The sequence below is a fragment of the Schaalia sp. lx-260 genome, from assembly GCF_021083645.1.
In the GTDB taxonomy this organism is placed as follows: Bacteria; Actinomycetota; Actinomycetes; order Actinomycetales; family Actinomycetaceae; genus Pauljensenia.
In genome coordinates this window covers 326,237-351,099 of record NZ_JAJNRQ010000001.1, presented here as the reverse complement: position 1 = coordinate 351,099, position 24,863 = coordinate 326,237, and the positions used below count along the sequence as shown (strand labels likewise).

At 49.3% G+C, this 24,863-nt stretch carries 21 protein-coding genes and 1 tRNA gene; 9 read left to right on the top strand and 13 right to left on the bottom strand.

Annotated features, from left to right (window positions below; translation table 11 throughout):
- Nucleotides 1-138 precede the first annotated feature (138 nt).
- Nucleotides 139-1,743 carry a DEAD/DEAH box helicase gene (locus LRP57_RS01400; RefSeq protein WP_231204324.1) on the top strand — a complete coding sequence of 535 codons (1,605 nt, stop codon included), beginning with the start codon at nt 139-141 and terminating at the stop codon, nt 1,741-1,743.
- 181 nt (nt 1,744-1,924) lie between these two features.
- On the opposite strand, the gene LRP57_RS01395 is transcribed toward LRP57_RS01400, so the two are convergent.
- Entirely contained in the window at nt 1,925-4,291 is a 2,367-nt protein-coding gene (locus LRP57_RS01395; protein ID WP_231204322.1) for a glycogen/starch/alpha-glucan phosphorylase, read from the bottom strand.
- Between the two features lie 169 nt (nt 4,292-4,460).
- The gene (locus LRP57_RS01390) at nt 4,461-5,324 is read right to left on the bottom strand and encodes a PHP domain-containing protein (protein ID WP_231204320.1); all 864 of its coding nucleotides are present in this window, start codon (nt 5,322-5,324) and stop codon (nt 4,461-4,463) included.
- Between the two features lie 62 nt (nt 5,325-5,386).
- Here LRP57_RS01390 and LRP57_RS01385 point away from each other — a divergent pair, with 62 nt between their 5' ends.
- Nucleotides 5,387-6,943: an aminopeptidase P family protein gene (locus LRP57_RS01385; RefSeq protein WP_231204318.1), complete on the top strand. Its 1,557-nt coding sequence runs from the start codon at nt 5,387-5,389 to the stop codon at nt 6,941-6,943.
- Nucleotides 6,944-7,149: 206 nt separating this feature from the next.
- On the opposite strand, the gene LRP57_RS01380 is transcribed toward LRP57_RS01385, so the two are convergent.
- From LRP57_RS01380 to LRP57_RS01365, 4 genes are all read right to left on the bottom strand, one after another.
- A complete protein-coding gene (locus LRP57_RS01380) occupies nt 7,150-8,424 on the bottom strand; it encodes a hypothetical protein (RefSeq protein WP_231204316.1) in 1,275 nt (424 codons plus the stop codon).
- Between the two features lie 264 nt (nt 8,425-8,688).
- Complete coding sequence (locus LRP57_RS01375; RefSeq protein ID WP_231204314.1) at nt 8,689-9,960, bottom strand: hypothetical protein; 1,272 nt, start codon at nt 9,958-9,960, stop codon at nt 8,689-8,691.
- Between the two features lie 46 nt (nt 9,961-10,006).
- A complete protein-coding gene (locus LRP57_RS01370) occupies nt 10,007-10,759 on the bottom strand; it encodes a hypothetical protein (protein ID WP_231204312.1) in 753 nt (250 codons plus the stop codon).
- 383 nt (nt 10,760-11,142) lie between these two features.
- Nucleotides 11,143-11,802, bottom strand: coding sequence for a general stress protein (locus LRP57_RS01365; RefSeq protein WP_231204309.1), 660 nt, complete (start codon nt 11,800-11,802; stop codon nt 11,143-11,145).
- A 90-nt stretch (nt 11,803-11,892) separates the two neighbouring features.
- Between LRP57_RS01365 and LRP57_RS01360 the strand changes: the two genes are divergently transcribed.
- From LRP57_RS01360 to LRP57_RS01345, 4 genes are all read left to right on the top strand, one after another.
- Nucleotides 11,893-13,197, top strand: a complete 1,305-nt coding sequence (locus LRP57_RS01360) for a magnesium transporter MgtE N-terminal domain-containing protein (protein WP_231204307.1) — start codon at nt 11,893-11,895, stop codon at nt 13,195-13,197.
- Nucleotides 13,190-13,765 carry a DUF1003 domain-containing protein gene (locus tag LRP57_RS01355; protein WP_231204305.1) on the top strand — a complete coding sequence of 192 codons (576 nt, stop codon included), beginning with the start codon at nt 13,190-13,192 and terminating at the stop codon, nt 13,763-13,765. The genes LRP57_RS01360 and LRP57_RS01355 overlap by 8 nt, the downstream gene beginning before the upstream one ends.
- Nucleotides 13,766-13,872: 107 nt before the next feature.
- Nucleotides 13,873-15,003, top strand: coding sequence for an Mrp/NBP35 family ATP-binding protein (locus LRP57_RS01350; protein WP_231204303.1), 1,131 nt, complete (start codon nt 13,873-13,875; stop codon nt 15,001-15,003).
- A 266-nt stretch (nt 15,004-15,269) separates the two neighbouring features.
- Nucleotides 15,270-15,902 (top strand): O-methyltransferase, encoded by a 633-nt coding sequence (locus LRP57_RS01345; protein ID WP_231204301.1) that lies wholly within the window; start codon nt 15,270-15,272, stop codon nt 15,900-15,902.
- A gap of 231 nt (nt 15,903-16,133) precedes the next feature.
- On the opposite strand, the gene LRP57_RS01340 is transcribed toward LRP57_RS01345, so the two are convergent.
- From LRP57_RS01340 to dapE, 3 genes are all read right to left on the bottom strand, one after another.
- A complete protein-coding gene (locus LRP57_RS01340; RefSeq protein ID WP_231204299.1) occupies nt 16,134-16,298 on the bottom strand; it encodes a DUF3117 domain-containing protein in 165 nt (54 codons plus the stop codon).
- A gap of 144 nt (nt 16,299-16,442) precedes the next feature.
- Nucleotides 16,443-17,180, bottom strand: coding sequence for a TIGR00730 family Rossman fold protein (locus LRP57_RS01335; RefSeq protein ID WP_231204597.1), 738 nt, complete (start codon nt 17,178-17,180; stop codon nt 16,443-16,445).
- A gap of 163 nt (nt 17,181-17,343) precedes the next feature.
- Nucleotides 17,344-18,462, bottom strand: coding sequence for a succinyl-diaminopimelate desuccinylase (gene dapE, locus LRP57_RS01330; protein ID WP_231204297.1), 1,119 nt, complete (start codon nt 18,460-18,462; stop codon nt 17,344-17,346).
- Nucleotides 18,463-18,761: 299 nt separating this feature from the next.
- Between dapE and LRP57_RS01325 the strand changes: the two genes are divergently transcribed.
- Nucleotides 18,762-19,649: a purine-nucleoside phosphorylase gene (locus tag LRP57_RS01325; RefSeq protein ID WP_231204295.1), complete on the top strand. Its 888-nt coding sequence runs from the start codon at nt 18,762-18,764 to the stop codon at nt 19,647-19,649.
- 58 nt (nt 19,650-19,707) lie between these two features.
- On the opposite strand, the gene LRP57_RS01320 is transcribed toward LRP57_RS01325, so the two are convergent.
- The 4 genes from LRP57_RS01320 to LRP57_RS01305 all read right to left on the bottom strand — a co-directional run bounded on the left by LRP57_RS01320 (nt 19,708) and on the right by LRP57_RS01305 (nt 22,358).
- Nucleotides 19,708-19,995, bottom strand: a complete 288-nt coding sequence (locus LRP57_RS01320; protein ID WP_231204293.1) for a hypothetical protein — start codon at nt 19,993-19,995, stop codon at nt 19,708-19,710.
- A gap of 183 nt (nt 19,996-20,178) precedes the next feature.
- Complete coding sequence (locus tag LRP57_RS01315; RefSeq protein WP_231204292.1) at nt 20,179-21,159, bottom strand: ribose-phosphate diphosphokinase; 981 nt, start codon at nt 21,157-21,159, stop codon at nt 20,179-20,181.
- Between the two features lie 32 nt (nt 21,160-21,191).
- A complete protein-coding gene (locus tag LRP57_RS01310; protein WP_231204290.1) occupies nt 21,192-22,232 on the bottom strand; it encodes a bifunctional UDP-N-acetylglucosamine diphosphorylase/glucosamine-1-phosphate N-acetyltransferase GlmU in 1,041 nt (346 codons plus the stop codon).
- Between the two features lie 55 nt (nt 22,233-22,287).
- Nucleotides 22,288-22,358, bottom strand: a tRNA-Gln gene (locus LRP57_RS01305).
- Between the two features lie 133 nt (nt 22,359-22,491).
- Here LRP57_RS01305 and LRP57_RS01300 point away from each other — a divergent pair.
- Together LRP57_RS01300 and LRP57_RS01295 are read left to right on the top strand one after the other, a co-directional pair.
- A complete protein-coding gene (locus LRP57_RS01300; RefSeq protein WP_231204288.1) occupies nt 22,492-23,139 on the top strand; it encodes a TetR/AcrR family transcriptional regulator in 648 nt (215 codons plus the stop codon).
- Nucleotides 23,136-24,833: a phospho-sugar mutase gene (locus tag LRP57_RS01295; protein ID WP_231204286.1), complete on the top strand. Its 1,698-nt coding sequence runs from the start codon at nt 23,136-23,138 to the stop codon at nt 24,831-24,833. The genes LRP57_RS01300 and LRP57_RS01295 overlap by 4 nt, the downstream gene beginning before the upstream one ends.
- Nucleotides 24,834-24,863 lie beyond the last annotated feature (30 nt).

Here is a 24,863-nt window from a genome sequence, read left to right as displayed (position 1 = left end):
ACGTGCATTACAATGAGAGAGTACTGATGCCCGATCGTTTTGGTTTTTCTTCTACGCATATACACAGTGCTTTCAGGTAATTACACGATCGGCTTCCGAATATACCTACGCCATATTCGCTAAAAGGTAAGGCTGACCGTGACTAATTCCTCCCTTCACCATGCGGGTGAACAAACGGAGGCAGGAAAAGCAGATAAACCTGTTTCACCTGCCCCCAGTGATAAACGTTCTTTCGCTGACTTCGGTGTGAGTGATCCTGTTGTTGATGCACTAGCTGACCAAGGAATCACCCATCCTTTTCCTATCCAAGCACTGACTTTGCCACCTGCCCTTGAGCGCCATGACATTATTGGCCAAGCTAAAACAGGAACAGGGAAAACCCTCGGTTTCGTTATCCCCATATTAGAAGATGTGATTGCCCCTGACGAGGACGGGTACGAGGAATTACTTAATCCTGGCGCCCCTCAAGCTCTCATTATTTTGCCAACTCGTGAGCTCAGTAAACAGGTGGCTCATGATTTAGCTTTAGCTTCCACATATTTATCTACTCGTATTGTTGAAATCTACGGTGGCGTACCTTTTGAACCTCAAATCGCGGCATTACAACGAGGCTGTGACATTGCTGTGGGGACACCTGGCCGTATCCTTGATCTGCTGCGCAAAGGGGTTTTGCATCTCAGCGGTGTGGAAACAGTTGTCCTTGACGAAGCTGACGAGATGCTTGACCTTGGATTCTTACCTGATATAGAAACCATTTTGTCACGCACCCCCGCACACCGTCACACTATGCTGTTTTCAGCCACTATGCCGGGGCCTGTCATCGCTTTGGCACGGAAATTCATGGTTCAACCCACACATATTCGGGCGCAAGACCCTGAAGATCAAGGGGCAACCGTCACCAGCGTAAAACAAATGGTTTACCGTGTACATGCGTTAAATAAGGTCGAAGTTATCACTCGTATTTTGCAGGCTGCTCATCGTGATCGGACCGTTATTTTCTGTCGCACAAAGCGCACCGCGGCACGTTTAAATGAGGATCTTACAGAACGCGGTTTCGCTGTCGGTTCTTTACACGGCGATTTAGGTCAGGCAGCTCGTGAACAAGCCATGCGCGCCTTTCGTAATGGGAAAATTGACATCCTTGTTGCTACCGATGTGGCTGCACGTGGTATCGACGTGGACGATGTCACGCATGTCATTAACTATCAGTGTCCTGAAGATGAAAATATTTATATTCATCGCATTGGACGTACCGGTCGAGCAGGCCATTCAGGTACCGCAATTACTTTCGTGGATTGGGAAGATCAGCCACGTTGGTCCCTTATTTCGCAGGCTTTAGATTTGAATATGCCTCAGCCGATTGAAACGTACCATACGTCCCCTCATCTGTTTACTGACCTGAATATTGATCCTTCTGTCACAGGTCGTTTACCGCAATCCCAGCGCATACGTGCGGGGCTTCGTGCAGAGGCTATGGAAGATTTAGGGGGACGACGACGCTCCTCTGCACGTTCTTCTCGTACTGCGAGGACACGTCATCCTAAACGCACACTTTCAAAGAAAACACGTACACCACAAAGTGAAGATAAGCAGGGCGCGCCTACTCGCTCACGTAAACGCAATACTCGTGACGTTTCGCGCTCTCATGCGCGTCCGATTCCTTCATCTGAGCATGATACCTACGAGGTACCTCAAAAGAAACGTTCACGGATTCGCCGTCGTAAAACTCGTTCTGAAGAATAATGACATTTATGAGCTAGTGCGCCTATTCGCTGACGTTGGGGATAGGCCGCATATGCCATGTGCGAGAAGCATTATCAGTGCTATTCTCACTCATTGTTATACCCCCAGAGAACCGATTTTCACCGGAAATCTCTGGGGGCATAAGCATTCGGGAGGGATAACCCTCACGGTTTTCAGCTGATTAATGAATCGGCATCGCTTGCAGTTTCCATACCTCATCAGCATAATCACGTATCGTTCGGTCAGAGGAGAATCGACCTGAATTCGTGATATTCACCCATGCTTTACGTGCCCATGCGCGCGTATCAGCATGGTCTGCAGCCATCCGATCTTTGGCCTCACGATAGGCAACAAAGTCACCGAGCACATAGTAGACATCCGCAGGCTCGTACCCTGATTCCAACAGGGACCAACGCAAATCGTGGAACCATCCTGAACCGTTGTCATCCAAAGTACCGTCAACCAGCGCATCAAGAACTCGACGCAAACCAGGGACATTCTCGTAATGCCACCGTGGATCGTAGTTTTTCTTGAGTTCTGGCAGCTCATCATCGGTGGCGCCAAAAATGTAGGCGTTTTCATGGCCTACGGCTTCCACGATTTCCACATTGGCACCATCGAGGGTTCCCAACGTTAATGCGCCATTCATCATGAACTTCATATTGGAGGTTCCGGATGCTTCCTTACCTGCCATTGAAATCTGTTCAGAAACATCGGCAGCTGGGATGATGTGCTCCGCTGGTGAAACATTGTAGTTGTGGATAAAGACCACTGTGATACGCCCATGAATATCAGGGTCATTATTTACTAGGTCAGCGATAGCGTTAATGAGTTTAATAATCGCTTTCGCTCGCGTATATCCGGGGGCTGCTTTCGCACCGAAAATGAAAACACGCGGAGGTACTTCAGCGCTTGGGTCTTCTTTCAAACGGAAATACAGATCTAACACATACAATGCGTTCAACAATTGGCGTTTGTATTCGTGGAGACGTTTTATTTGAACGTCAAAAATAGCATCCGGATCAATGTCAATGCCTTCACGTTCTTTCACCCAACGAGCAAAATCCACTTTATTGTCATGTTTAATTTGCCAGAGGCGATCAAGCAAAGCATCGTCAGCAGCGTCGGAATACTTTTTCAGCACCGATAAATCTGTCACCCATTCATCTGAACCGGTCACTTCATCGAGCAAAGCTGCTAGTCGTGGATTACATTGTTTGAGCCAGCGGCGAGGGGTGACACCATTGGTCTTGTTATTGAAACGTTCCGGCCAAATATCATGCCATTGTTTCAGTGTTTCACGCTTAATAATTTCTGTATGCAGGGCTGCCACACCATTAATGGAATACGAGGCGTAGCATGCGATCCACGCCATGCGCACCGTATTGCCTGCTACCGGAGCCATGTAATCAATCGTTGCTTGGTCAATACCGCGTTGCTCCATGTCAATACGGAAACGACGGTCAATTTCGCGGACAATTTCAACGATACGTGGGAACAATCGATCAAAAATCGTCATTTCCCATGTTTCTAAAGCTTCAGCCAGTACTGTGTGGTTCGTGTAAGCAAAAGTGCGGCTGACAACAGCCCATGTTTCTTCCCATCCAAGACCGTGTTCGTCCATCAGTAGACGCATGAGTTCAGGGATAGCGAGTACAGGGTGAGTATCGTTGAGTTGAATGGAGTTGTATCGGGCAAAACCGGTGAGGTCATTCCCATGCTGTTCAATGTAGTTGTCCACGATCGCTTGAAGTGAAGCCGAGCAGAAGAAATACTGCTGGCGTACGCGCAGGACTTTACCTTCGTAGGTTGTGTCATTGGGGTAAAGAACACGTGAAATATCATTCGTGCGTTCACGGTCAACAATGGCATCTGTGAAACGCTGCGAGTTGAAAGCATCGTAGTCGAATTCTTCCATCGGCTCGGCTTTCCACAGGCGCAAAGTATTCACGTTTTGCGTACCGTAACCAGTAATTGGCATGTCGTAAGGAATGGCACGCACGTCAAGATCAGCGTAGTGAACAATCCGTTGGTCTTCTTCACGGCGAATAACGAAGGGGTAGCCTTCTTCCATCCACGGATCTGGATGTTCCGTTTGGAATCCATTATCAAAAAGCTGTTTGAAAAGGCCGTATCGGTACAAAATTCCGTACCCTGCAACGGGAAGGTTCAGTGTTGCGCATGAGTCCAGGAAACATGCGGCGAGGCGGCCAAGACCGCCATTGCCGAGTGCTGCATCTGGTTCTTGTTCGAGGACAACAGAAAGGTCTTGTCCGAAAGCGTTGAGACTCTCACGTGCTTCGTCAAGCATGTCAAGATTTGAGAGATTGTTCAGCAGGGCACGCCCCATGAGGAATTCTGCGGAAAAGTAATGTTCGAGGCGTCCTGAAGCGTATGTGCGTTCGGTTGCGTGCCAGCGATCAGCAATTCGATCAACGACTGCGGCGGAAAGTCCTTGCCATACTTCCATTGTTGTTGCAGCACGCAGTGGACGTCCTGATCCTGCGCGTACCTGAGATGAGAGTGTCTCGGTCAGGTTATGCGTCATATGTCCTCCTTGTATTCGGAGTCGTAAAGTACGATCCAGTCATACTGTAAACGCTTACTTCCTTTGACACGTAACCTAATGATGTGCAGACACTCACATGAGGTGGAAATAGCTGGTCCTTCTGCAGAGCCTTACAAATCCCTCATAAGAAATGATTAAAACTTTCTTTTTACACTTCATGAGACGTATGAGGATAGAGCACCTCTAAGAAGCCTTGTTCCTCAATCTGACGAAAAACATGTTCTGATGTCAGATTTTCACCTAAATGATTCGGTTTACCGCTTCCGTGATAATCAGAAGAACCTGTCACGCATATGCGCAGGTCACGCGCTAAACGTTCCACATCTTTTTTTCCTTGTTCATCATGATCGCGGTGGTCGCGTTCCATGGCGAAAAGACCGGCCTCTGCCATGTGCGCAATAACGTCTTCCCCTAAAAGACGTTGACGCGCCGCTGCCCGAGGATGGGCCAATACCGGTACCCCTCCTGCTGCGCGAATCTTTTGGACCACCTCAACTGGGTCAGGTGCCCAATGGTGAACATAGTAAGGGCCACGCGGGTGAAGCACGTGCACAAAAGCCGCTGAACGATCAGGAAAAATTCCTGCTTCAACGAGGGCATCGGCAATATGTGGGCGACCAATAACTGCGCTTCCATGCGCCTGACGCTGGACATCTGCAAAAGTGATCGGATAATCGGCGGCAATTCTTTCGACGATACGTTGCGCACGTGTCTGACGATCATGGCGAGTTCGTTCGCATATACGCATGATATCGGGATCTGTCGGATTAAAAAGGAATCCTAAAATATGCACTGTTATACCGTCAGCAGAAGCCGAAATTTCTGCGCCTCGCAGCAAAGCAACCCCTGAAGCGCTGACATGTTGCGCTGCTTCATCCCATCCGTCTATCGTGTCGTGATCGGTCAGGCCGACTACGTTAAGACCAGCGCGAGCGGCAGCATACATCAGTTCTTTCGGAGTATCGGTTCCGTCAGATATGGCTGTGTGCGCGTGAGGATCAATACGAAGCATATGTCGAGACTATAGGAAAGTGGCGCCACATTGCAGGCTTCATCGGTGCGATAATAGATAGCATGACTGCTGATTCCACCTCAGATACTGAAACTTCTGCCACTGTCAATCAATCAATGGCCAGCCGTGGAGAGAACCGCTCTCATCGTCCTGATTCTGCTGCTTTTAAGGATTTTATTGGCTCAAATTGGGGGCCACGTCAGGCTGCCTTACCTGAACGTGAACCGGTTGCTGATTACTTATCTGCCCGCGCAGAATATGCGGGAGCTCCTTTTCCTGCGGAACGCCTTGTCATACCAGCAGGAACTTACAAGACGCGCAACAATGATTGTGCTTACCGTTTCCGCGCTTATTCAGCTTTTGCTCACCTGTCAGGTTTAGGAGCAGAACGTGAGCCTGATGCTGTCATCGTCCTTGAGCCTGCTTCGCTTGATGAGGACGGTAATCCCCAAGGCCCACATGAGGCTGTTTTATTTTTCAAACCTCGTGCCTCACGTTCTTCGGAAGAATTTTATGCGGATGCGCGTTATGGAGAATTTTGGGTGGGTGCACGTCCTTCTTTAGAGGAAGTATCAGCGGCTACGGGCCTGCGTTGTGCTCATATTGATACATTGCGTGATGCTTTAGCAAAGGATGCCGGTCAGGTGTCGTTGCGTGTAATCCGTGACGTGGATACGCAGATTCAAGCAATGGTTGATGAGGTACGGGCACAGGCAGGTTTGCCCGCAGGAGATGAGGCTCGTGAATGTGACGAGCGTTTAGAGGAGCATTTGTCTGAGATTCGCCTGCGTAAAGATCCGTGGGAGATCGCGGAACTCAAAAAAGCGGTTGAAGCCACCCATAAGGGTTTTGATGAGATTATCCGTCAGTTGCCGCGTGCAGTGAATCATCAGCGCGGCGAGCGTGTCATTGAGGGAGCTTTCGGTGCTCATGCGCGTGAGGAAGGCAATGGTTTAGGCTACGACACGATTGCTGCTTCCGGTAATCATGCAAATACGTTGCATTGGATTGATAATGATGGCCCTGTTCGTGAAGGTGATCTTGTACTTGTCGATGCCGGTGTGGAAGTGGATTCTCTATACACTGCCGACATTACGCGAACTTTACCTGTCAATGGTCGTTTTTCGCGGGTGCAGGCTCAGGTGTATCAGGCTGTTTTGGATGCGTGTGAAGCAGCTTTAGCGCGAGCAAATGAGCCGGGGGCACGTTTCCGTCATTTACATGAGGCCGCTATGCGCGTGTTGGTGGCGCGTTTAGATGAGTGGGGGTTACTGCCTGTTTCACCTGAGGAGGCATTGTTGCCTTCTGGTCAGCAGCATCGTCGCTGGATGCCGCATGGGACGAGCCATCATTTAGGTCTTGATGTGCATGATTGCGCTCAGGCGCGACGTGAAATGTATCAGGAGGCTTTGCTGGAGCCTGGCATGTGTTTCACCATTGAGCCTGGTTTGTATTTCCGTGCAGATGATTTGCTCGTTCCTGAGGAGTTCCGTGGTATCGGTGTGCGTATTGAGGATGATGTTGTTGTCAACGAGGATGGGTCGGTGACTCGCATATCTGAAAGTATTCCGCGCACGATTGCTGATGTGGAAGCATGGATTGCGCAGGTTCAAGGCTGATTTTATGTGTATGTCGCTGATTATAAGCTGATTGAGGCAGGGGTGTGCTGTGTATTTGCTGTACTCAGCACACCCTCAGTGTGAATGTGGGAGGCGACGAAGTTCCGCTTATTATTTTGCTCTTTGCGCATAGGATGTCCCAACAGGCAGAGTGCAATGAGATGATTGTGGAACTATCCTTTCCTCGCGTTTTCCTTAGATTTTTCTCAATTTTTATCTGGCCAGTTGGGTTTGAAAGCCATTCCGTAAACTGTCATGTCTTGCGACAGGATTTGGTTGAGTTGAGGTATGGATAGTAGTTCTTCACTTTCACCGGTTTCAACGTTGTAGCGCCTAAGTGTGAAAGGTCCATCTGTTTCTTCCCCGCTGGGTCCAAGAGCATACACGTACCCGTCCCGCACACGGTATTCACTCCAAAAATAACTCTTGTAGACCGGAACTTGCGGCTTTTCATGCGTGACTCCTGTTGTCAGGTCTGTTGTAAACACCTGACCATTACGAGCAAAAAACGTGTAAGAATTCCCTTTTTGCTCACCCTCGAACACTCCGGAATCATCTCTATCTATCTCAATGTTGTGACCTTCTTCGTCATGTAGTTGCATGTAGCTTCGCGTACCGGTATCCATGTCCCACACTTGCATATACAGTGATGCCCACAGCGGCCGCTGTCTAACTTTCTCAGCGTTTGGATCAAGAGGCTCATCCTTATCGGCTGGGATATATAACTTGTTACCGATGCACGGAAAATCGAGTGCGCCTGCATTCATATTCGTATCCTCCACACTCACCGCAAGAATCTTCGGATGCAAAGTACTTTCGCGGGGATACACCTGAACAAGAACTGCGTATTTATCTCCCTTTTCGCTTTCAGGAACCTCCGAACCAATATTCGGCAGCTCTTTTGCCATACGCGCGGCTTCAGCGGAAAGTTGTGGAGACAAGCGAGTATCTGTGACTGCAAGAATACGATCCCCACACTGTCCCATCACCATATAAGCACCTGGAATATCAATAACCTCCACACCACTGGTGTCACCTGCCACGATACGTTGCAAGTATCCGTCAGGAGTGCCACCACTGTTATAAAAGGAAATAAAACCTTTCCCATCAGGGCTGAGAAAACGCGACAGTTCACGACTTTCTTTAACCCCACGTGGCAGAGTCGTCACACCATCATCAGAAAGCAGATACTCATTTTCAGGCCCACCAAAATACACACCCGCATCAGACCACAGGGGACGCCCCTGTTCCATTCGTCCAACATTCAGAGCTTGAATACTGCCATCAGCATGCACTAATACAAGGTAACCCACGTTCTTTGGCAAAATTGATTTTTCTTGAGAATCATGTCCCGCCTGCACAACCATCACGACATCACGCAGTGAGGCTTCCTGCATACTCACACGATGAGCAGGACCACACCCCGCCAGCAACGCACACAAAGCAGCCACACACGCAGTAATAAAACGTTTTCCACGCATGATCTACTCCTTCGATAAACACCCACATGCGAAATTCTGAAACACAAACGAACACATAAACCCTGAGGCATCATCACCTCAACAAAAAGAAAACACCGGCGTAACTATCGGCCCAATCCAACCCAACAGAAACCAAAACCCATATTCTCAGTCGCGGCCCCTCAAACAAGAAACCCTACGCATACACAGCATGACACAGGAATAAAGAAAAACAGATAGTTTTACTCTCCCTTGGCTTCGCGTCTCACTCCCCCTCAAAATTTCTCACTTCACTTTATTCAGCCACTCAGGGTTGAAAGCCATACCAAAAACCCACATGTCTTCCGTAAGAAGCTTATGAAATTCAGGAATTGTAAGAATTTCCTTGCTTTCACCGGTTTCAACGTTGTAACGCTTGAGAGCGAAAGAAGCATCTGTCCCTTCCCCGCTGGGTCCGAGAGCATACACGCACCCATCCCGCACACGGTATTCACTCCAAAAAGAATTCTCATAAATCGGTATTTGCACTTTTTCATGCGTGACTCCTGTTGTCAGGTCTGTTGTAAACACTTGACCATTACGAGCAAAAAACGTATAGGTATTCCCTTTTTGCTCGCCTTCATAGGGCCCCGCATAGTTATCATTCAGCTCAATACTTTGGCCTTGCTCATTGTGTAACGGCATGTACGTGCGCTGGCCTGTACTAATATCCCACACCTGCATATACACGCTTCCCCATCGAGGGTCCTGCTCTTGCTTAGGAGCATCCGAATTCCCTCTCTTATGTGCGGGGATGTACAAAGTGTTATCAATACAGGGAAAATCCACTGCCCCGGCACTCATATTCGCGTCTCGCTTGCTCACACCAACGATCTTTGGATGTAAATCACCTTCACGGGGATACACCTGAACAAGAACGTCGTAACCTTCTTCTTTATCACTTTCAGGAACTTCTGAGCCAATATCCGGCAGCTCTTTTGCCATGCGCTCAGCCTCAGCAGAAAGCTGAGGTGCGATACCTGTATCTGTTAGAGCAAAAATACGATCACCGCATTGCCCTACTGTTGTGTAGATTCCAGGCACATCAAGTGTTTCTACGCCTTGAGCATCACCGGCCACAATGCGCTGCATATACCCATGCGGGTCGCCTCCACTGTTGTAAAAGGAAATAAAACCTTTCCCGTCGGGAGTAAGGAAACGCGAAATTTCATGTCGTTCTTCCTCACTACGAGCAATTGTTGTGAGAGCATCCGCTGAAAGTAAATATTCGTTTTTAGGCCCACCAAAATACACACCCGCGTCAGACCACAGAGGCCGAGCAGTAGCCATCAACCCGACATCTACTGTTCGGTAAGTACCGTCAGCATGTACTAAAAGTAAGAATCCTGCCTTTTGAGGAAAAAAGGACTGGGTATCTACCTGATTTCCTACCTGTACAACCATCACAACATCACGCAGTGAGGCTTCCTCCATACTCACGCGATGAGCAGGACCACACCCCGCCAACAACACACACAAAGCAGCCACACACGCAGTAATAAAACGTTTTCCAGACATACTATCTGTTCCCTACTGAAAATTTCGCTCTTATAAACACAAATTTTTATGAATTCACAATCCAGTTCACTGCAGTCAAAGGCGAGTCACGAATATCCCGCGGATACACACCTGGACCACCATTACCATCCAAATCAATACCAACCGATTTGTAATAGGCAAGCCACACGAGCTGAGAGCAGTTCAATTTATCCGGTTTGAGTGATTTATTTGCCCAGAAAACCATGTTATAGGGGTAGTCTCTCAGGTTGTTATAAGCATAATCCGCAGCAATATTACGTTTGACCTGATTCGTTTTCACTTCCAGCAGAAGTGTTCCTCTGAGGACTTGAAGGTCATAGTGCCATTTCCAGTCACTTTTCTTCCCTATTCCAGAGGCTTCAACCAACCAGCGTTTATCACAATACAAACCGACATGTCCCCAGTTCGCCCCAGAACTACCCGCATCCGTGTAGTAAATATCGCCTTTGTTGTATGAAGTAGGAAGGTAAACAAGACCAGGTCCTGCTGATCGGAAGCTGCTTCCCTGATTTCCACTTTCCACAGCAAGCGCATGCTGTTCGCGTAGCTCCATCAATGCTTGATCTAAAAGTTCAGACTGAGTTTTCCCTGTCTCTTGGGAATACTCCTCCAAATGAGTACGCACTTCCTCACGAGTAAGCTCATACGGATTCAAACGAATAATCTCATCAATCTTCACATCATCATCACTTGCCGCATAAGCAGCCCCCGACGCAATAAATAACCCACACGAACACACCACCGACATACACGCAGTAATAAAACGTTTTCCACGCATGATCTACTCCTTCGATAAACACCCACATGCGAAATTCTGAAACACAAACGAACACATAAACCCTGAGGCATCATCACCTCAACAAAAAGAAAACACCGGCGTAACTATCGGCCCAATCCAACCCAACAGAAACCAAAACCCATATTCTCAGTCGCGGCCCCTCAAACAAGAAACCGTACGCTCACACACAGCATGACACAGACACAAAGAAAAAACAAGCACTTTTACAAAAATCTTAAAAACGGCACAAAAATTCCATAATAAAAGTAAGGCTTGCCGCTTTATAGAAACAGCAAGCCTTACACAACAACACCTCACGGAGCGGGACAAGAAATCATTGTCTTTTTACTCCCCTATACTCCGCGTGGCGCGACAGTCACAATCTACACCTCGTGAGTATCAGAGATCTCAGTCGCCTTACTTGAAGCCGTCTGCTGATCGTTCATCTCATTTCCATCCAGACGCACACCAAAACGCGGCTGTTCATCAGGACGCGACCCATATTCTGTTGGACCACTCAACTCAGCCCTACGCGAACGTCGAGGAGCCGGACGCATCTGATTACCCCGCGTATTTTGTAAAAGCTGGAAAGCCTTATCCACTTCAGCAGAAGCCAGAACAGCGTAACGCGCCGCTACTACCTGTGAACGCGACGTGAAATCACGTTTACCGCCCGATAGTGCGTAACTTAAAGTTGACATCACCATCCCCAGCAAAGCGCCTCCACCCAAAGCAAATGACAAAAGCATCCACGGCATCGTTGCCTGCTGATTACCAAAGAAAGTAATGAAACCAATACACCCGCCCCACAGGAAACCTGTCATCGCACCCGACAAGGCCACCGTCGCCATTGTGCGTCGTCCAGTTACCCGCTCCACCATGAATAAATCAGTCCCCACAATTGTGATATTTTTAATATCGAATTGAGTATCTGACAGATAATCCACTGCGGCTTGCGCTTCCGCATATGTTTTATATGATGCAACCTCAACACCATCAGGTAAATGCGGGCCACTCATCATTTCTCCAGTTCGTTGAATCATAGGTCGCACCCTTTCCTCATTGTGGACACAAAAGCGCTCACAAGCGCGTATAGCTCCACTTTCTTTTAGATATCAGCCTAGGCTGTTCTTGTGAGCACTGCACCCTTGGAAATCGCAACCCGTCGCCGCCGTATCTACATCGGCAAGCTCGTAGGCACCGGCGTTTTTGACCCATTGGGCGACAAAGTAGGTAAAATCCACGATGTCGTTGTAGCTTTCCGCCTCAACACAGTGGCCAATGTCATTGGATTCGTTGTAGAAGTAGGGCCACGCAAACGCGTATTCCTCCCCATGACACGAGTCACCGCCATTGAATCTGGTTCCATCATCACCACAGGCCTGCTCAACATTCGCTCATTTAAGCAACGCCCCATTGAAACACTGGTTGTTTCAGAACTTTTTGACCGAGTTGTCCGCCTCAGCGAAGATGACAGCGAAGTACGTGTCCTTGACGTCGCAATGCAGCAACGCCGTCCCCGTGACTGGGTAATCGACATGTTACACGTTCAGCGTGTACGCACCACTCCTCTAGGTTTCCGACGAGGAGGCGAAACACTCACCGTCAATATTACGGATATCACCGGTTTGTTACGCACTGACACAAACCAAGGAGCAACAGCCCTCATTCAACAAACAGAAGATATGAAAGCCGCAGACCTCGCGGACTTCATACATGACCTACCTGCAGACCGACGTATCGCCGTCGCACAGGCGCTAACCGATGCCCGTTTAGCTGACGTCCTTGAAGAACTCAGCGAAGAAATCCGCGTGGAAATCGTCTCACTCCTTGACGCTTCACGCGCAGCAGATGTTCTCGATGTCATGCAACCTGATGACGCAGCCGACCTTGTTTCTGAGCTCCCCGTAGAACGTGCACAAAAACTGCTGGGACTTATGGAACCAGAAGAAGCAAAAGACGTACGTCGCCTCCTGCGTTACCAAGAGTCCACAGCAGGTGCTCTCATGACCACAGAACCGGTGGTTTTGCCACCTGATGCCACTGTCGCCCAAATGCTTGCCGCTGTACGTCGTGAAGATTTATCTGTTTCTTTAGCAACCGCTGCGTTCATTACACGCCCACCTTTAGAAACACCTACTGGACAATTCTTAGGAATGGTCCACATTCAACGCGCACTACGCGAACCACCCCACACACAAGTCGGTACCATTGTGGATACGGACATTGAATTAGTTTCACCCGAAGACCACGTCGCTAAAGTCACCCGACTGCTTGCAACATACAACCTCACGGTTCTGCCTGTCGTTGATACAGACGGGCATTTACATGGCGCAGTTTCAGCTGATGACGTTCTTGACGAACTATTACCTGATGATTGGCGTAACTTTGATGACGAGGTCACGGACCGACTGATGGCAAGGAGCATAGATGGCTGATCGTCTTGATACACCAGCAGAACGCCGTCAATTTCGACTGCCTCGCATTAACCTTGAGTCTGAGCGCATAGGTCGTGGCGCAGAACTCATTGCCCGTTTCAGCGGAACCCCCCAGTTCTTGGTGTACCTCACGCTTTTCGTTGTCGCTTGGATCGGGTGGAACACTCTCGCACCACAAGCATGGCAATTTGACCGCGCAGATTTAGGTTTTACTGCGCTCACACTCATGCTTTCCTTACAAGCATCATATGCTGCTCCTTTGATTTTGTTAGCCCAAAACCGGCAAGATGATCGTGACCGCGTCCAAGCTCAACAAGATCGCCAGCGTGCTGAACGAAACCTTTCAGACACCGAGTACCTCACACGTGAAATAGCTGGTTTACGTATCGCAATGGGCGATATGGCTACACGTGATTTTGTTCGCTCAGAATTGCGTGACACACTCGAAGAACTCCGTGAACACATTGAACGCCTCAGCGCTCTTACTCAAGAAAACACAAGCCCTTCAGCTTGCGGCCCTGATGAAACTCTCGCACGCACAGAAACAACGGAGACTGCAACCTCGTAAGTGTTTTACCCCAATTACCCCTCACTTTCCCTCAAAATGAACGCGGGCGAGTCGGCACGTTCTTCATCACTAAGCGTGAGGGCGGCCAGCACATTACGATGGTAGGCATGAGCGTGTCCCATGAACGTATTCTCGAAGCCCTTTCAACAGTTATTGACCCTGAGATTCACCGTCCCATTACTGAACTCAATATGGTTGATTCCATCTCCATTGATGGCTCAACAGTAGCAGTCACTATTCTTTTAACAATCGCTGGCTGTCCTATGCGTAACAAAATCAATGCTGATGTTCATGCTGTTCTCACAGCTCTTGAAGGCGTTGATGATGTCACAATCACCATGGGTGTGATGAGTGACGAGCAAAAGAAAGCCCTCCGTGAAAAACTCAATGGTGGCAGGCCTGAACGAGAAATTCCTTTCGCTTCACCTGACTCACTTACTCGCGTCATTGCGGTCACATCCGGTAAAGGCGGGGTTGGGAAATCCTCGATGACTGCGAACCTTGCTGCCGCTTTAGCTCGCTCAGGCGTCAAAGTCGGTGTAATGGATGCTGATATTTACGGTTTCTCTTTGCCACGTATGCTCGGTATTACCCACGAGCCGCAAGTTCTCGATGGCATGATTATTCCCCCCGTTGGTGCAGCCGGAGTCAAAGTTGTATCTATTGGGATGTTTGTTCCAGATGGGCAGCCTGTTATCTGGCGTGGGCCTATGCTTCACCGTGCGCTCCAACAGTTCCTTGCAGATGTATTTTGGGGTGATTTAGATGTGCTCCTCATTGATATGCCGCCTGGTACAGGGGATGTGGCAATCTCGATTGCTCAGTTACTGCCAAACTCTCAGATTCTCGTGGTCACTACTCCTCAAGTAGCAGCCGCAGAAGTAGCTGAACGCGCAGGTTCAATTGCAACGCAAACTCACCAAAAAGTGATCGGTGTTGTCGAAAATATGTCATACCTTGAACAAAATGACGGTACTCGTTTAGAAATTTTCGGTACAGGAGGCGGTGATTCGGTTTCCCAACGTCTCACTGCGCAGCTTGGCTATCCTGTGCCTTTACTCGCTCAAGTTCCACTGGATATTGCTTTACGTGAGGGTGGTGACACAGGTGAACCGGTTGCTTTATCGCAAGGACCGGCTGCTACTGTGCTCACTGAACTTGCTGCTTCTTTACGTCACAGTGATCGTGGTTTAGTGGGTCGTCCTTTAGGAGTTTCTCCTTTGTCGAAGAATTCATAATTCGTTCCCTACTCAAACTTCACACATATCAGATATTCGACATGCCAGAACGCTGGTGTATGTGGCTCTCGCACGCACTTTTCTTCAAAGTAAAGTGTCTGTCATTATTGCGTACAATTGGTGAATATCTGGAGCACAAGTGAAGTCATGCACTCAAACGCGTACATTTTATGTGTTTGTCTGACATGCCCACACAACACGATTTAGGCTTAGATACGCGCTCGCACAGGCGCTTACCGTGCCTGTAGTTACTACACGGAGGCATCATGTCCACTGACAAGGCTCAAACATGGGTGTACGCAGAAGATTACATTCCTGAGCATGAAGTTCTTTTAGCTGCACGTGACGCTGCCGTTGAGGTTGGCGCAGCTCCCGTCTCAACTGGGATTGGCGCGACTTTGCGTATGCTTGCCGCTGTTTCTGGTGCGCGGGCTGTTTTAGAGATCGGTACCGGAGCTGGAGTATCGGCCCTGTGGTTACTTGATGGGATGCCTGCTGACGGGGTGCTCACAACTATCGACCACGAAGTTGAGTTCCATAAGCACGCGCGACGAGCTTTCACCGCCGCAAAAATTTCACCACAGCGTACACGCCTAATTGCTGGTCGAGCACTCGATGTCCTCCCCCGTATGGCCGCTCGCGCCTACGACATGCTGGTCATTGACGGGGATGTTCTTGAAGCGCCTCAATACCTCGATCATGCTGTACGCGTTTTGAGGCCTGGCGGTGTTGTAGCTTTTGTCCACGCTTTATGGCATGACCAAGTAGCAGATCCTGCTCGTCGTGATCCTGAAACAGTTGTTTGCCGTGAACTTGTCCGTTTCCTCAGCACATCAGAAGATTTCATTCCTTCATTACTTCCTGTAGGTGACGGCCTGCTTGTCGCTGTGAAACGTTAAGAAGCCCCCATATATCTCATCCGTGAGCCTGTCATTGAGGGGCCTCGAACATGCATAAAACCTGTAGCTACTTATAAGTAGCTACAGGTTTTATATTTGGTATCTATATCTACAAGAAGCACCGCAAAGGATCTATCAAGATACCGTATCGACTTTTATTTTCTTATCAGGTAGGCCTGCAACGGCTCCATCAAATATCGCTCAGATTTAGTGTTCAGCCGCAGGCTCACCTTACACAGCGGAAGCAAGAGCTTGCGAAAGTGCCTGAGCTTCTTCAACAGTGAGTTCAATGACGAGGCGACCGCCACCTTCACTCGGAATACGCATAACAATTCCGCGACCTTCCTTTGACGCTTCAAGAGGTCCGTCACCGGTCCGAGGTTTCATGGCTGCCATGTGTATGCTCCTCACAGCTGAATTTCACTGACAATACATTGACACCTATCAATGAATACACTAATTCTACCTGTCTTTCGCATACCTGACAGAAGATATGAAAAAGCCCGACACTATCATTGTTTTTCACCCGTACCAGCGAAATTACTTTTCACCGATCACGTAACGCACAGCCTCCTCAGGTTCATCAACAACATGAAATAACAGCTCCTGACCTTCAGAAATCATCCCTTCATCCCGCATAGTCCCACTGATCCACTCAACCAGCCCCGACCAATAGCTACGCCCAACTAAGACCACGGGGAAAGAATGAATTTTTTGCGTCTGTACCAACGTAAGAGCTTCAAAAAGCTCATCTAATGTTCCAAAACCACCAGGCATCACAATAAAACCTGATGAGTACTTCACAAACATTGTTTTACGCGCAAAAAAGTAGCGGAAATTCACGCCACGATTCACCCATTGATTCAGTCCTTGTTCATGCGGTAATTCAATACCTAAACCAATAGAGGTTCCACCGGCTTCCCAAGCCCCTCGATTCGCCGCTTCCATCGCGCCTGGGCCACCACCAGTAATAACCGCATAACCTGCTTCAACCAGCAAAGAACCAATACGTTGAGCTTTCACATAATACGGATGATCGCGAGGTATACGCGCCGACCCGAAAACAGAAATAGCTGGACCTACTTCAGATAATGCGCCAAAACCTTCAACAAACTCCGACTGAATACGTAGCACACGCCACGGATCATCATGTAGCCAGCGAGTATCTTTATGATGCCGTAAAAGCTGTGTATCTAACGTGTCTTCAGGGATCTGACCACCTCGTAATACAAGCGGACCCCTACGATGCGCAGGTTGCGGATCAGAACCGACTGCCATATCCTCAGTCCGCTGTTCCTGTGGAACAGACATCCCCATAGTCGCATCATTCATCTTTGCCTCCACTGACATATCACAAGTTCCACATCCCATTATTTTCCTTCATCACACTACGCACACACCCACCTAAGCAATTTGAGCGCCTATCCTACCCATTCACATATCAGCTCTTATGGCCTAACCAGGATGCCAACGTATGAGCACATTGACGTATCTGAGCAACTTGTACACGTTCTTCACGAGTATGAGCCAGCAAAGGATCTCCCGGACCATAATTCAAAGCAGGAACCCCCCTTGCAGCAAAACGCGCCACATCAGTCCACCCGTATTTTGGCCCCACAATGTCGCACGAATATCCATGATAAACAGAGGCAACCGAGCTAACAGCTGACACAAAATCCTGAGCAATCGGCATATGCATTCCCGGACGCGCACCCACGGCCACATCTTCCACACATATGTGCGCGCCAGAGCCAGCAAAATATTCACACACACGTTCTACTGCTTCTTCAGGTGTGCGACTAGGCGCAAAACGATAATTCACCCACACAGAAGCCTTATCTGGAACAACATTCCCAGCAATCCCACCTTCTATTCGGACCACCGATAAAGACTCTTTATATGCCAATCCATCGACATCCACCTCAGGGTTCCCATATGAGGCAAGCGAGGCAATAATAGGGGCTGTCTTGTGAATCGCATTATCCCCTGTCCATGAACGCGCTGAATGAGCTGCTTTCCCCGAAAAATCAGCGCGAATACGTACCGTCCCGTTACATCCACCTTCAATACGAGCATCTGTCGGTTCCCCAAGAATAGCGAATTCTGCATCCAACCAATCCGGATGATTCCGTTCAATCCTGCCCAAACCATTCAATTCAGCAGCGACTTCCTCATTGTCATAAAAAATCCATGTCACGTCATAGCGTGGATTTCGCACATGGACAGCCGCGTATAAAGCCATCGCCACACCACCAAGCATGTCCACGCTGCCGCGGCCTACTAAATAATCATTGCCTTCATATGTCAGGCGTTGGTGAGGAACATTATCAGCTATCGGCACGGTATCCACATGTCCTGCAATAATGACACGCTCAGATGCGCCTTGATGTGTGCGAGCAAGTACTGCATCGCCATCACGCAGCACTTCTAAATGTCCGCATGTGCGCAGCAGTTGTTCCACAGCGTCAGCAATCTGTTTTTCTTGACCACTTACCGAAGGAATATCAATCAGCTGAGCAGTAAGTGTCACTGGGTCATCGGCTGTCAGTTGATATGTCATTGTCTTCCTTTATGCTTTGTGCACAATTTTGTTCTTATGTCAGAGGATACGTGTGAAGATACCTTCAACGCTTCCCTTATTTTCCGTGTTGACGCATCATGACAGTTCGTAACAACCGCACTGCAAGCTCCCCTGAGCGTATTACACGCATACGCACCATCGCATCACAGCCCCGACAGACACAGAAAACCGCCAAAAATCGTGAAATGCTTCTGTGGTTGCGTAAAAGAAATATCACAAAAGACGTGCGGATATTTTTCAACATGTACCCACCAAAGGTAAAAAGTAGAATTTCTGGCATGTCTGATCTTGTTCATACACCGGATATTCGCGTGTCTTCTTCACGTGATAATGGTCCGGCTCCCCTGAGCGACACTAATCCTTTTGAGGTAGCGGAAGCAGCTGCACGTTCACTGCGTTCTCGAACAGGTATTGAGCACTATGACATTGCTTTAGTTCTTGGCTCTGGTTGGGCCGAGGCCACGCAGTTACTCGGTGAAGTTGTCGCGTCGATTCCAGCACGCCAAATTCCTGGTTTCCGCGCTCCAGCGGTCCCTGGTCACCAGCCCTGCCTCATCTCTGTCAAGATTACTGGCACAGACCGCTACGCCCTGGTCCTCGGTGCCCGCACACACTATTACGAAGGTCATGGTGTACGCGCGGTTGCTCATGCTGTTCGTACAGCAGCCGCATGTGGAGCTGGCACTCTTATCCTGACAAATAGTTGCGGTTCTGTACGACCCGAATGGGGGCCTGGAAGCGTTGTCCTCCTTCGTGACCACATCAACCTCACAGGTGCTTCACCTATCGAAGGCGCTCATTTCGTTGACCTTACTGACCTGTATTCACAGCGCCTACGTGACATTGCTCATCGCGTTAATCCTGATCTTCCTGAGGGCGTGTACACGCAATTTTGCGGACCCCATTACGAAACACCAGCCGAAGTACGTATGGCAGGAATACTTGGTGGGGATCTCGTCGGAATGTCTACCGCTTTAGAAGCAATTGCTGCTCGCCAGTCAGGTATGGAAGTGATGGCTTTGTCTTTAGTGACAAATCTTGCCGCCGGAGTTGGTTCCACACCGTTATCTCACGAGGAAGTAATTGAAGCCGGACGCGAAAGCACTGAAAGAATCTCCACTTTACTTGCTGGTATCGTCCACCGCATTGCCACCGAGAATTGCTGAACCTATACACGTGTGCCGCGCCTATGACAGGCGCGGCACACGTAAATAATCGAACGGATCAGGCGATCACAAAATCAACGTGCAAGAGCACACGAGAAACAGGGTGACGCTGTACCTCACGCATAACCACTGTGTATGTGGTTCCATCGACAACCACATCAACAAGATCTTGACGGTGGTCACGTACAGCGAGGAATAATTCATGCCCCGGTACATCTACGTGTAAGGTTTCCTGGCCCTTGCCATACACGGAAACTGGAACTAATCCGTCACGGCGAGCGCGACGAGCAGCACCCTTACCGAACTCTGAACGAACCTGACCAACAAGAACCGGTTTTTCACTCATGATGAGCCTCCTTCACAACTGCGAGTTCACATTACGCGCACCAGCACACCAGAACCCGCAACGCATACACATTACGGAGGCCCTGTCGATAACGGCTTTACTTCACACCCTGCCCTTATGCGCAGTCATATGTAAGCAGCCCTCGCCGGAGCAACCCCACCAGTGTAGCGTGAATAGTAATATTTAAGCCACTCCATCAAATAAAGATGTGACGGAACCGTCTTCAAAAACCTCATGAATCGCAGTTGCCAGTAGGGGCGCGATAGGTAAAACCGTGAGCGTGGGGAAACGCTTTTCCGGCGTAATCGGCAAAGTATCAGTCACTACAACTTCCGTTGCACCGCACTCTGCTAAACGACGTGTCGCAGGGTCAGACAAGATACCGTGTGTCGCAGCCACGATCACAGACTGCGCGCCCGCAGAGTACAAAACCTTTACTGCTTCAGCGATTGTGCCTGCTGTATCAATCATGTCATCAACCAGCACACACTGTTTACCTGCAACATCACCTACCACTCGGTTTGCCACAGCAACATTTGGTCGAGTCGTATCACGAGTTTTGTGAACGAAAGACAAGGGACAGCCCCCCAGTTTTGCTGACCATTTTTCTGCCACGCGGATACGACCTGCATCAGGTGAAACCATCACCACATTGCTTAGGTCAACACGAGTACGTACATAATCAACTAAAACCGGCATAGCCCACAGGTGGTCAACGGGACCATCAAAGAATCCCTGTTCCTGCGAGGCGTGTAGATCCACACTCATCACACGATCAGCACCTGCAGTCTTATACATATCTGCTATAAGACGCGCTGAAATAGGTTCACGTCCTTGATGTTTCTTATCCTGACGCGCATAGGGGTAGAAAGGTGATACAGCTGTAATACGTTTCGCAGATGCACGCTTTGCCGCGTCAATCATCAAAAGCTGTTCCATCAGCCATTTGTTAATTGGGGAGGTGTGGGACTGCAAAACAAAAACATCAGCGCCACGTAAAGATTCAGTGAAACGCACATAAATTTCACCGCTCGCAAAATCGTAGGCAGTTGTCGGCGAGACGCCGCACCCGAGGACCTCACCCACCTGATGTGCGAGTTCAAGGTGGGCACGTCCCGATACAAGGACAAGCCGCTTCTCACCACTGGTCACCAACCCGCTCATAGGTTTCCTTCCTCACAAATGGAATAAAACAGTCAGCCCGCTTGGACCTGACCACGAACACTAAAAGGAACCACGACCTCGCCCTCATCAATTTGAGCACCCACTGTCCACGCTGTTGGAACATGAGCATCATGCCCCACCTGCGTATCAATCAGTGTTGCCCCAGGACCGATAAGGCAACGAGAACCAATCGTGGTCCTCCCCCGCAACACGGTCGCAGGGAAAATTGTGGTATCTGGACCAATGGTGACATCCACATCAATCCATGTTGACATCGGATCAGGGATTGACACCCCTGCTCGCATATGTCCTTGACAAATCCGGCGATTAAATTCTGCGCCTAATTGCGCCAATTGAACACGATCATTACATCCTTGAATTTGCCAATGATCCTCAACGATCAGTGCTCCCACGGTTCGCCCTGCAGGGGCAGCCGCAGCCAACACATCAGTTAGATAAACCTCGCCTTGAGCATTATTTGCTTTCACATCATGTAAAGCGGCGCGTAAAAATTGCGCATCAAAAGCATAAATACCCGCATTTACCTCAGAAATTGCGGCTTCGTCCGGCGTAGCATCACGTTGCTCTACGATACGGGTCACAATGCCATCAGGATTACGAATAATACGGCCATAGCCTGTGGGATCATCCAGTACGGCAGTTAATACCGTGACCGCATGTGAGCCTTCCTCATGCGCGGCAACAAGGTCCTCTAAAGTACGGACCGATAGCATCGGCACATCACCGTAGGTCACAACAATCGTTCCGTTGATTTTTCCGCAGACATTTTCCAATGCGTTGACAGCGCATTGTACGGCGCGACCTGTTCCTGGGATTTCATCTTGATCTGCGATCAGCGCATGTGGAGCAAAACGAAGGATCTCATCAGCAACTATTTCACGTTGATGACGGACAACCGCGACCAGATGTTCGGGTCGTAACGCCAAAGCCGCACGCACAGCATGACCGATCATTGAGATACCAGCTAAAGGATGCGCAACCTTAGGGATATCTGATTTCATTCGCGTACCCTGACCAGCGGCAAGAACAATAACAGCTGCAGGGTGAGTCATGAATCCTCCCAAAAGGGCTCAATCGGTGCGCGTCGAAGCAAAGCTCCACCAGCAGCTCCGCCCCCAGGATTCGAACCTAGACTAAGGGCACCAAAAACCCCTGTGCTGCCGTTACACCAAGGCGGAAAGCACATTTATTGTGCCACAACCTGAGGCACAATATCGAATCACGAATAGCACTTCAGCAATTAAGAGAGGAAAGCCACTAATCTTCCCTCAATACGACCGGAGCAACAAAAGCTGCGATAACGTGAAGAATATGAACGAAAAACGCACACGTATGACAGGTGTCGCCCGTCGTGAACAGCTCATAAACGTTGGCAGGACCCTTTTTGCATCTAAAGGTTTCGATGCGACAAGTGTCGAAGAAATCGCAGCAAAAGCAAAAGTGTCAAAACCCATCATTTATGAACACTTCGGCGGGAAAGAAGGACTATACGCGGTGATAGTGGACCGTGAAGTTCAGGCGCTCACCACAACTCTTGAAAATGCGCTCACCCGTTCACAGCGGCCCCGCGTCATCGTTGAATCCGCTGCGCTTGCCCTCTTAACATATATTGAAACGCATACCGATGGGTTCCGAGTCCTTATGCGCGACGCCCCATCAGCACACCATGCTGGCTCGTTTTCATCCATCATTGGGGATGTTGCTGCGAAAGTTGAGCACCTCCTCGCTCAACAGTTCGATGCTTCACATATGAATCCGCGATATTCACCTCTGTACGCACAGATGCTTGTCGGGCTCATAGCTCAAGTCGGTCAATGGTGGCTGGATGAACGGCATATGAGTAAAGAAAAAGTAGCTGCCCATGTTGTCAACCTTGTGTGGTATGGAATGAGGGATCTGCGCACAACACCTTCACTGATGTCTGATAAAAACAATTCAGGCACTAACGTAGTGCTATGACTACCACGATTTCTTTTGATGAAGCCACTGTACGCCAATGGATTGCCGATGATCCTGATCCTGATACTGCGCGCGAACTCAGCGAACTATGTGAGGCAGCGATAAATGGGGACGCGGAAGCTGATGCGGAAGTCGCCGATTGTTTTTCTTCGCTCCTGCATTTTGGTACTGCTGGCCTCAGGGGAACTCTTGGACCTGGCCCTCATCGAATGAACCGTGCCGTTGTTATTCGTGCTGCTTGTGGGCTATCACAGGTCCTTCATGAATGTGTAGGTGAAGGTTTTAGCGTAGTTATCGGCTATGACGCACGCTATGGTTCTGCTCAATTTGCTGAGGATACTGCCGCTGTTGTTGTTGCAGCTGGCGGCCGTGCTTTACTGATGCCCTCTGCTTTGCCTACGCCTGTAACTGCCTTTGCTTTGCGCCATATGAATGCTGATGCCGCAGTCATGGTGACAGCTTCGCATAACCCACCTCAAGATAACGGGTATAAGGTCTACCTAGGTGGTCGAGTCATTACGGATGCTGGCCAAGGGGCGCAAATTGTTCCGCCTTTTGATTCACGTATTCATGAGGCTATTGCTGCTGTTCCTTCAGTTTCTTGCGTGCCACGCGCCACGTCAGGGTGGGAGATTGTCAGCGAAGACATCATTCAAGCATATGTTGATACTGTCGCTTCCCTCATCCCAGATGGGCCGCGTGACCTGCGTATCGTATTAACTTCAATGCATGGTGTCGGGGGTGAAACTATGCTACGTGTCCTTAAAGCTGCTGGTTTCACAGATGTTCACGTGGTCCCCGAACAGCATGATCCAGATCCGCGTTTCCCGACGGTTTCCTTTCCAAATCCTGAAGAACCTGGTGCGCTTGATTTATCTTTTGCGTGGGCACGTGAACTTTCAGCAGATATTATCTTGGCAAATGATCCTGATGCTGATAGGTGTGCCGCGGCGATACCTGATCCGGCATATGAGGGTGCGTGGAGGCAGCTCACTGGCGATGAAGTAGGAGCACTACTGGGCGAGCAGATAGCTCAAGCATATGAAGGTGATTCGCAGGCTGTTTTAGCTAATTCTGTGGTGTCGTCACGTTTACTCTCGCAAATAGCGGCAGCGCATGGTTTGTCTTATCAGCACACGCTGACAGGTTTCAAATGGATTGCGCGTGTTCCTCATTTAGTTTTTGGTTACGAGGAGGCCATAGGCTACTGCGTTGATCCGCTGCATGTGCGTGATAAGGATGGGATTTCTGCCTGCTTGAGTTTGGCCGCTCTTGCTGCCCAGTGTAAAGCCAATTCGCGGAGCCTGCGTGATGTCCTCGATGATTTAGCGCGTACTCACGGGCTTTATGCGACAAGCCCGCTAAGTATCCGCGTGGAGGATCTGTCTTTGATTGGGAAGGCAATGGCGCATGTACGTGCGCATGGTATTGCTTCTTTGGCGGGTTCACCGGTGGTGGAATGTGTTGATCTGTTGGAGGGCTGGAATGGGCTTCCTCCGACTGATGGATTACTGTTCCTGACGAAAGCTCATGACCGTGTCGTTATACGCCCCTCGGGTACAGAACCCAAACTCAAATGCTACTGTGAAGTTATTATTCCTGTAGAAGGACAAAATGTAGCTGCTGCACGACTTCACGCGGATGAACGTTTAGAGCTCGTTAAAAATGATGTCCGTCAGGCATTAGGTATGTGATTTCTGTGGCCGTGCGTAACATAAAAAGCA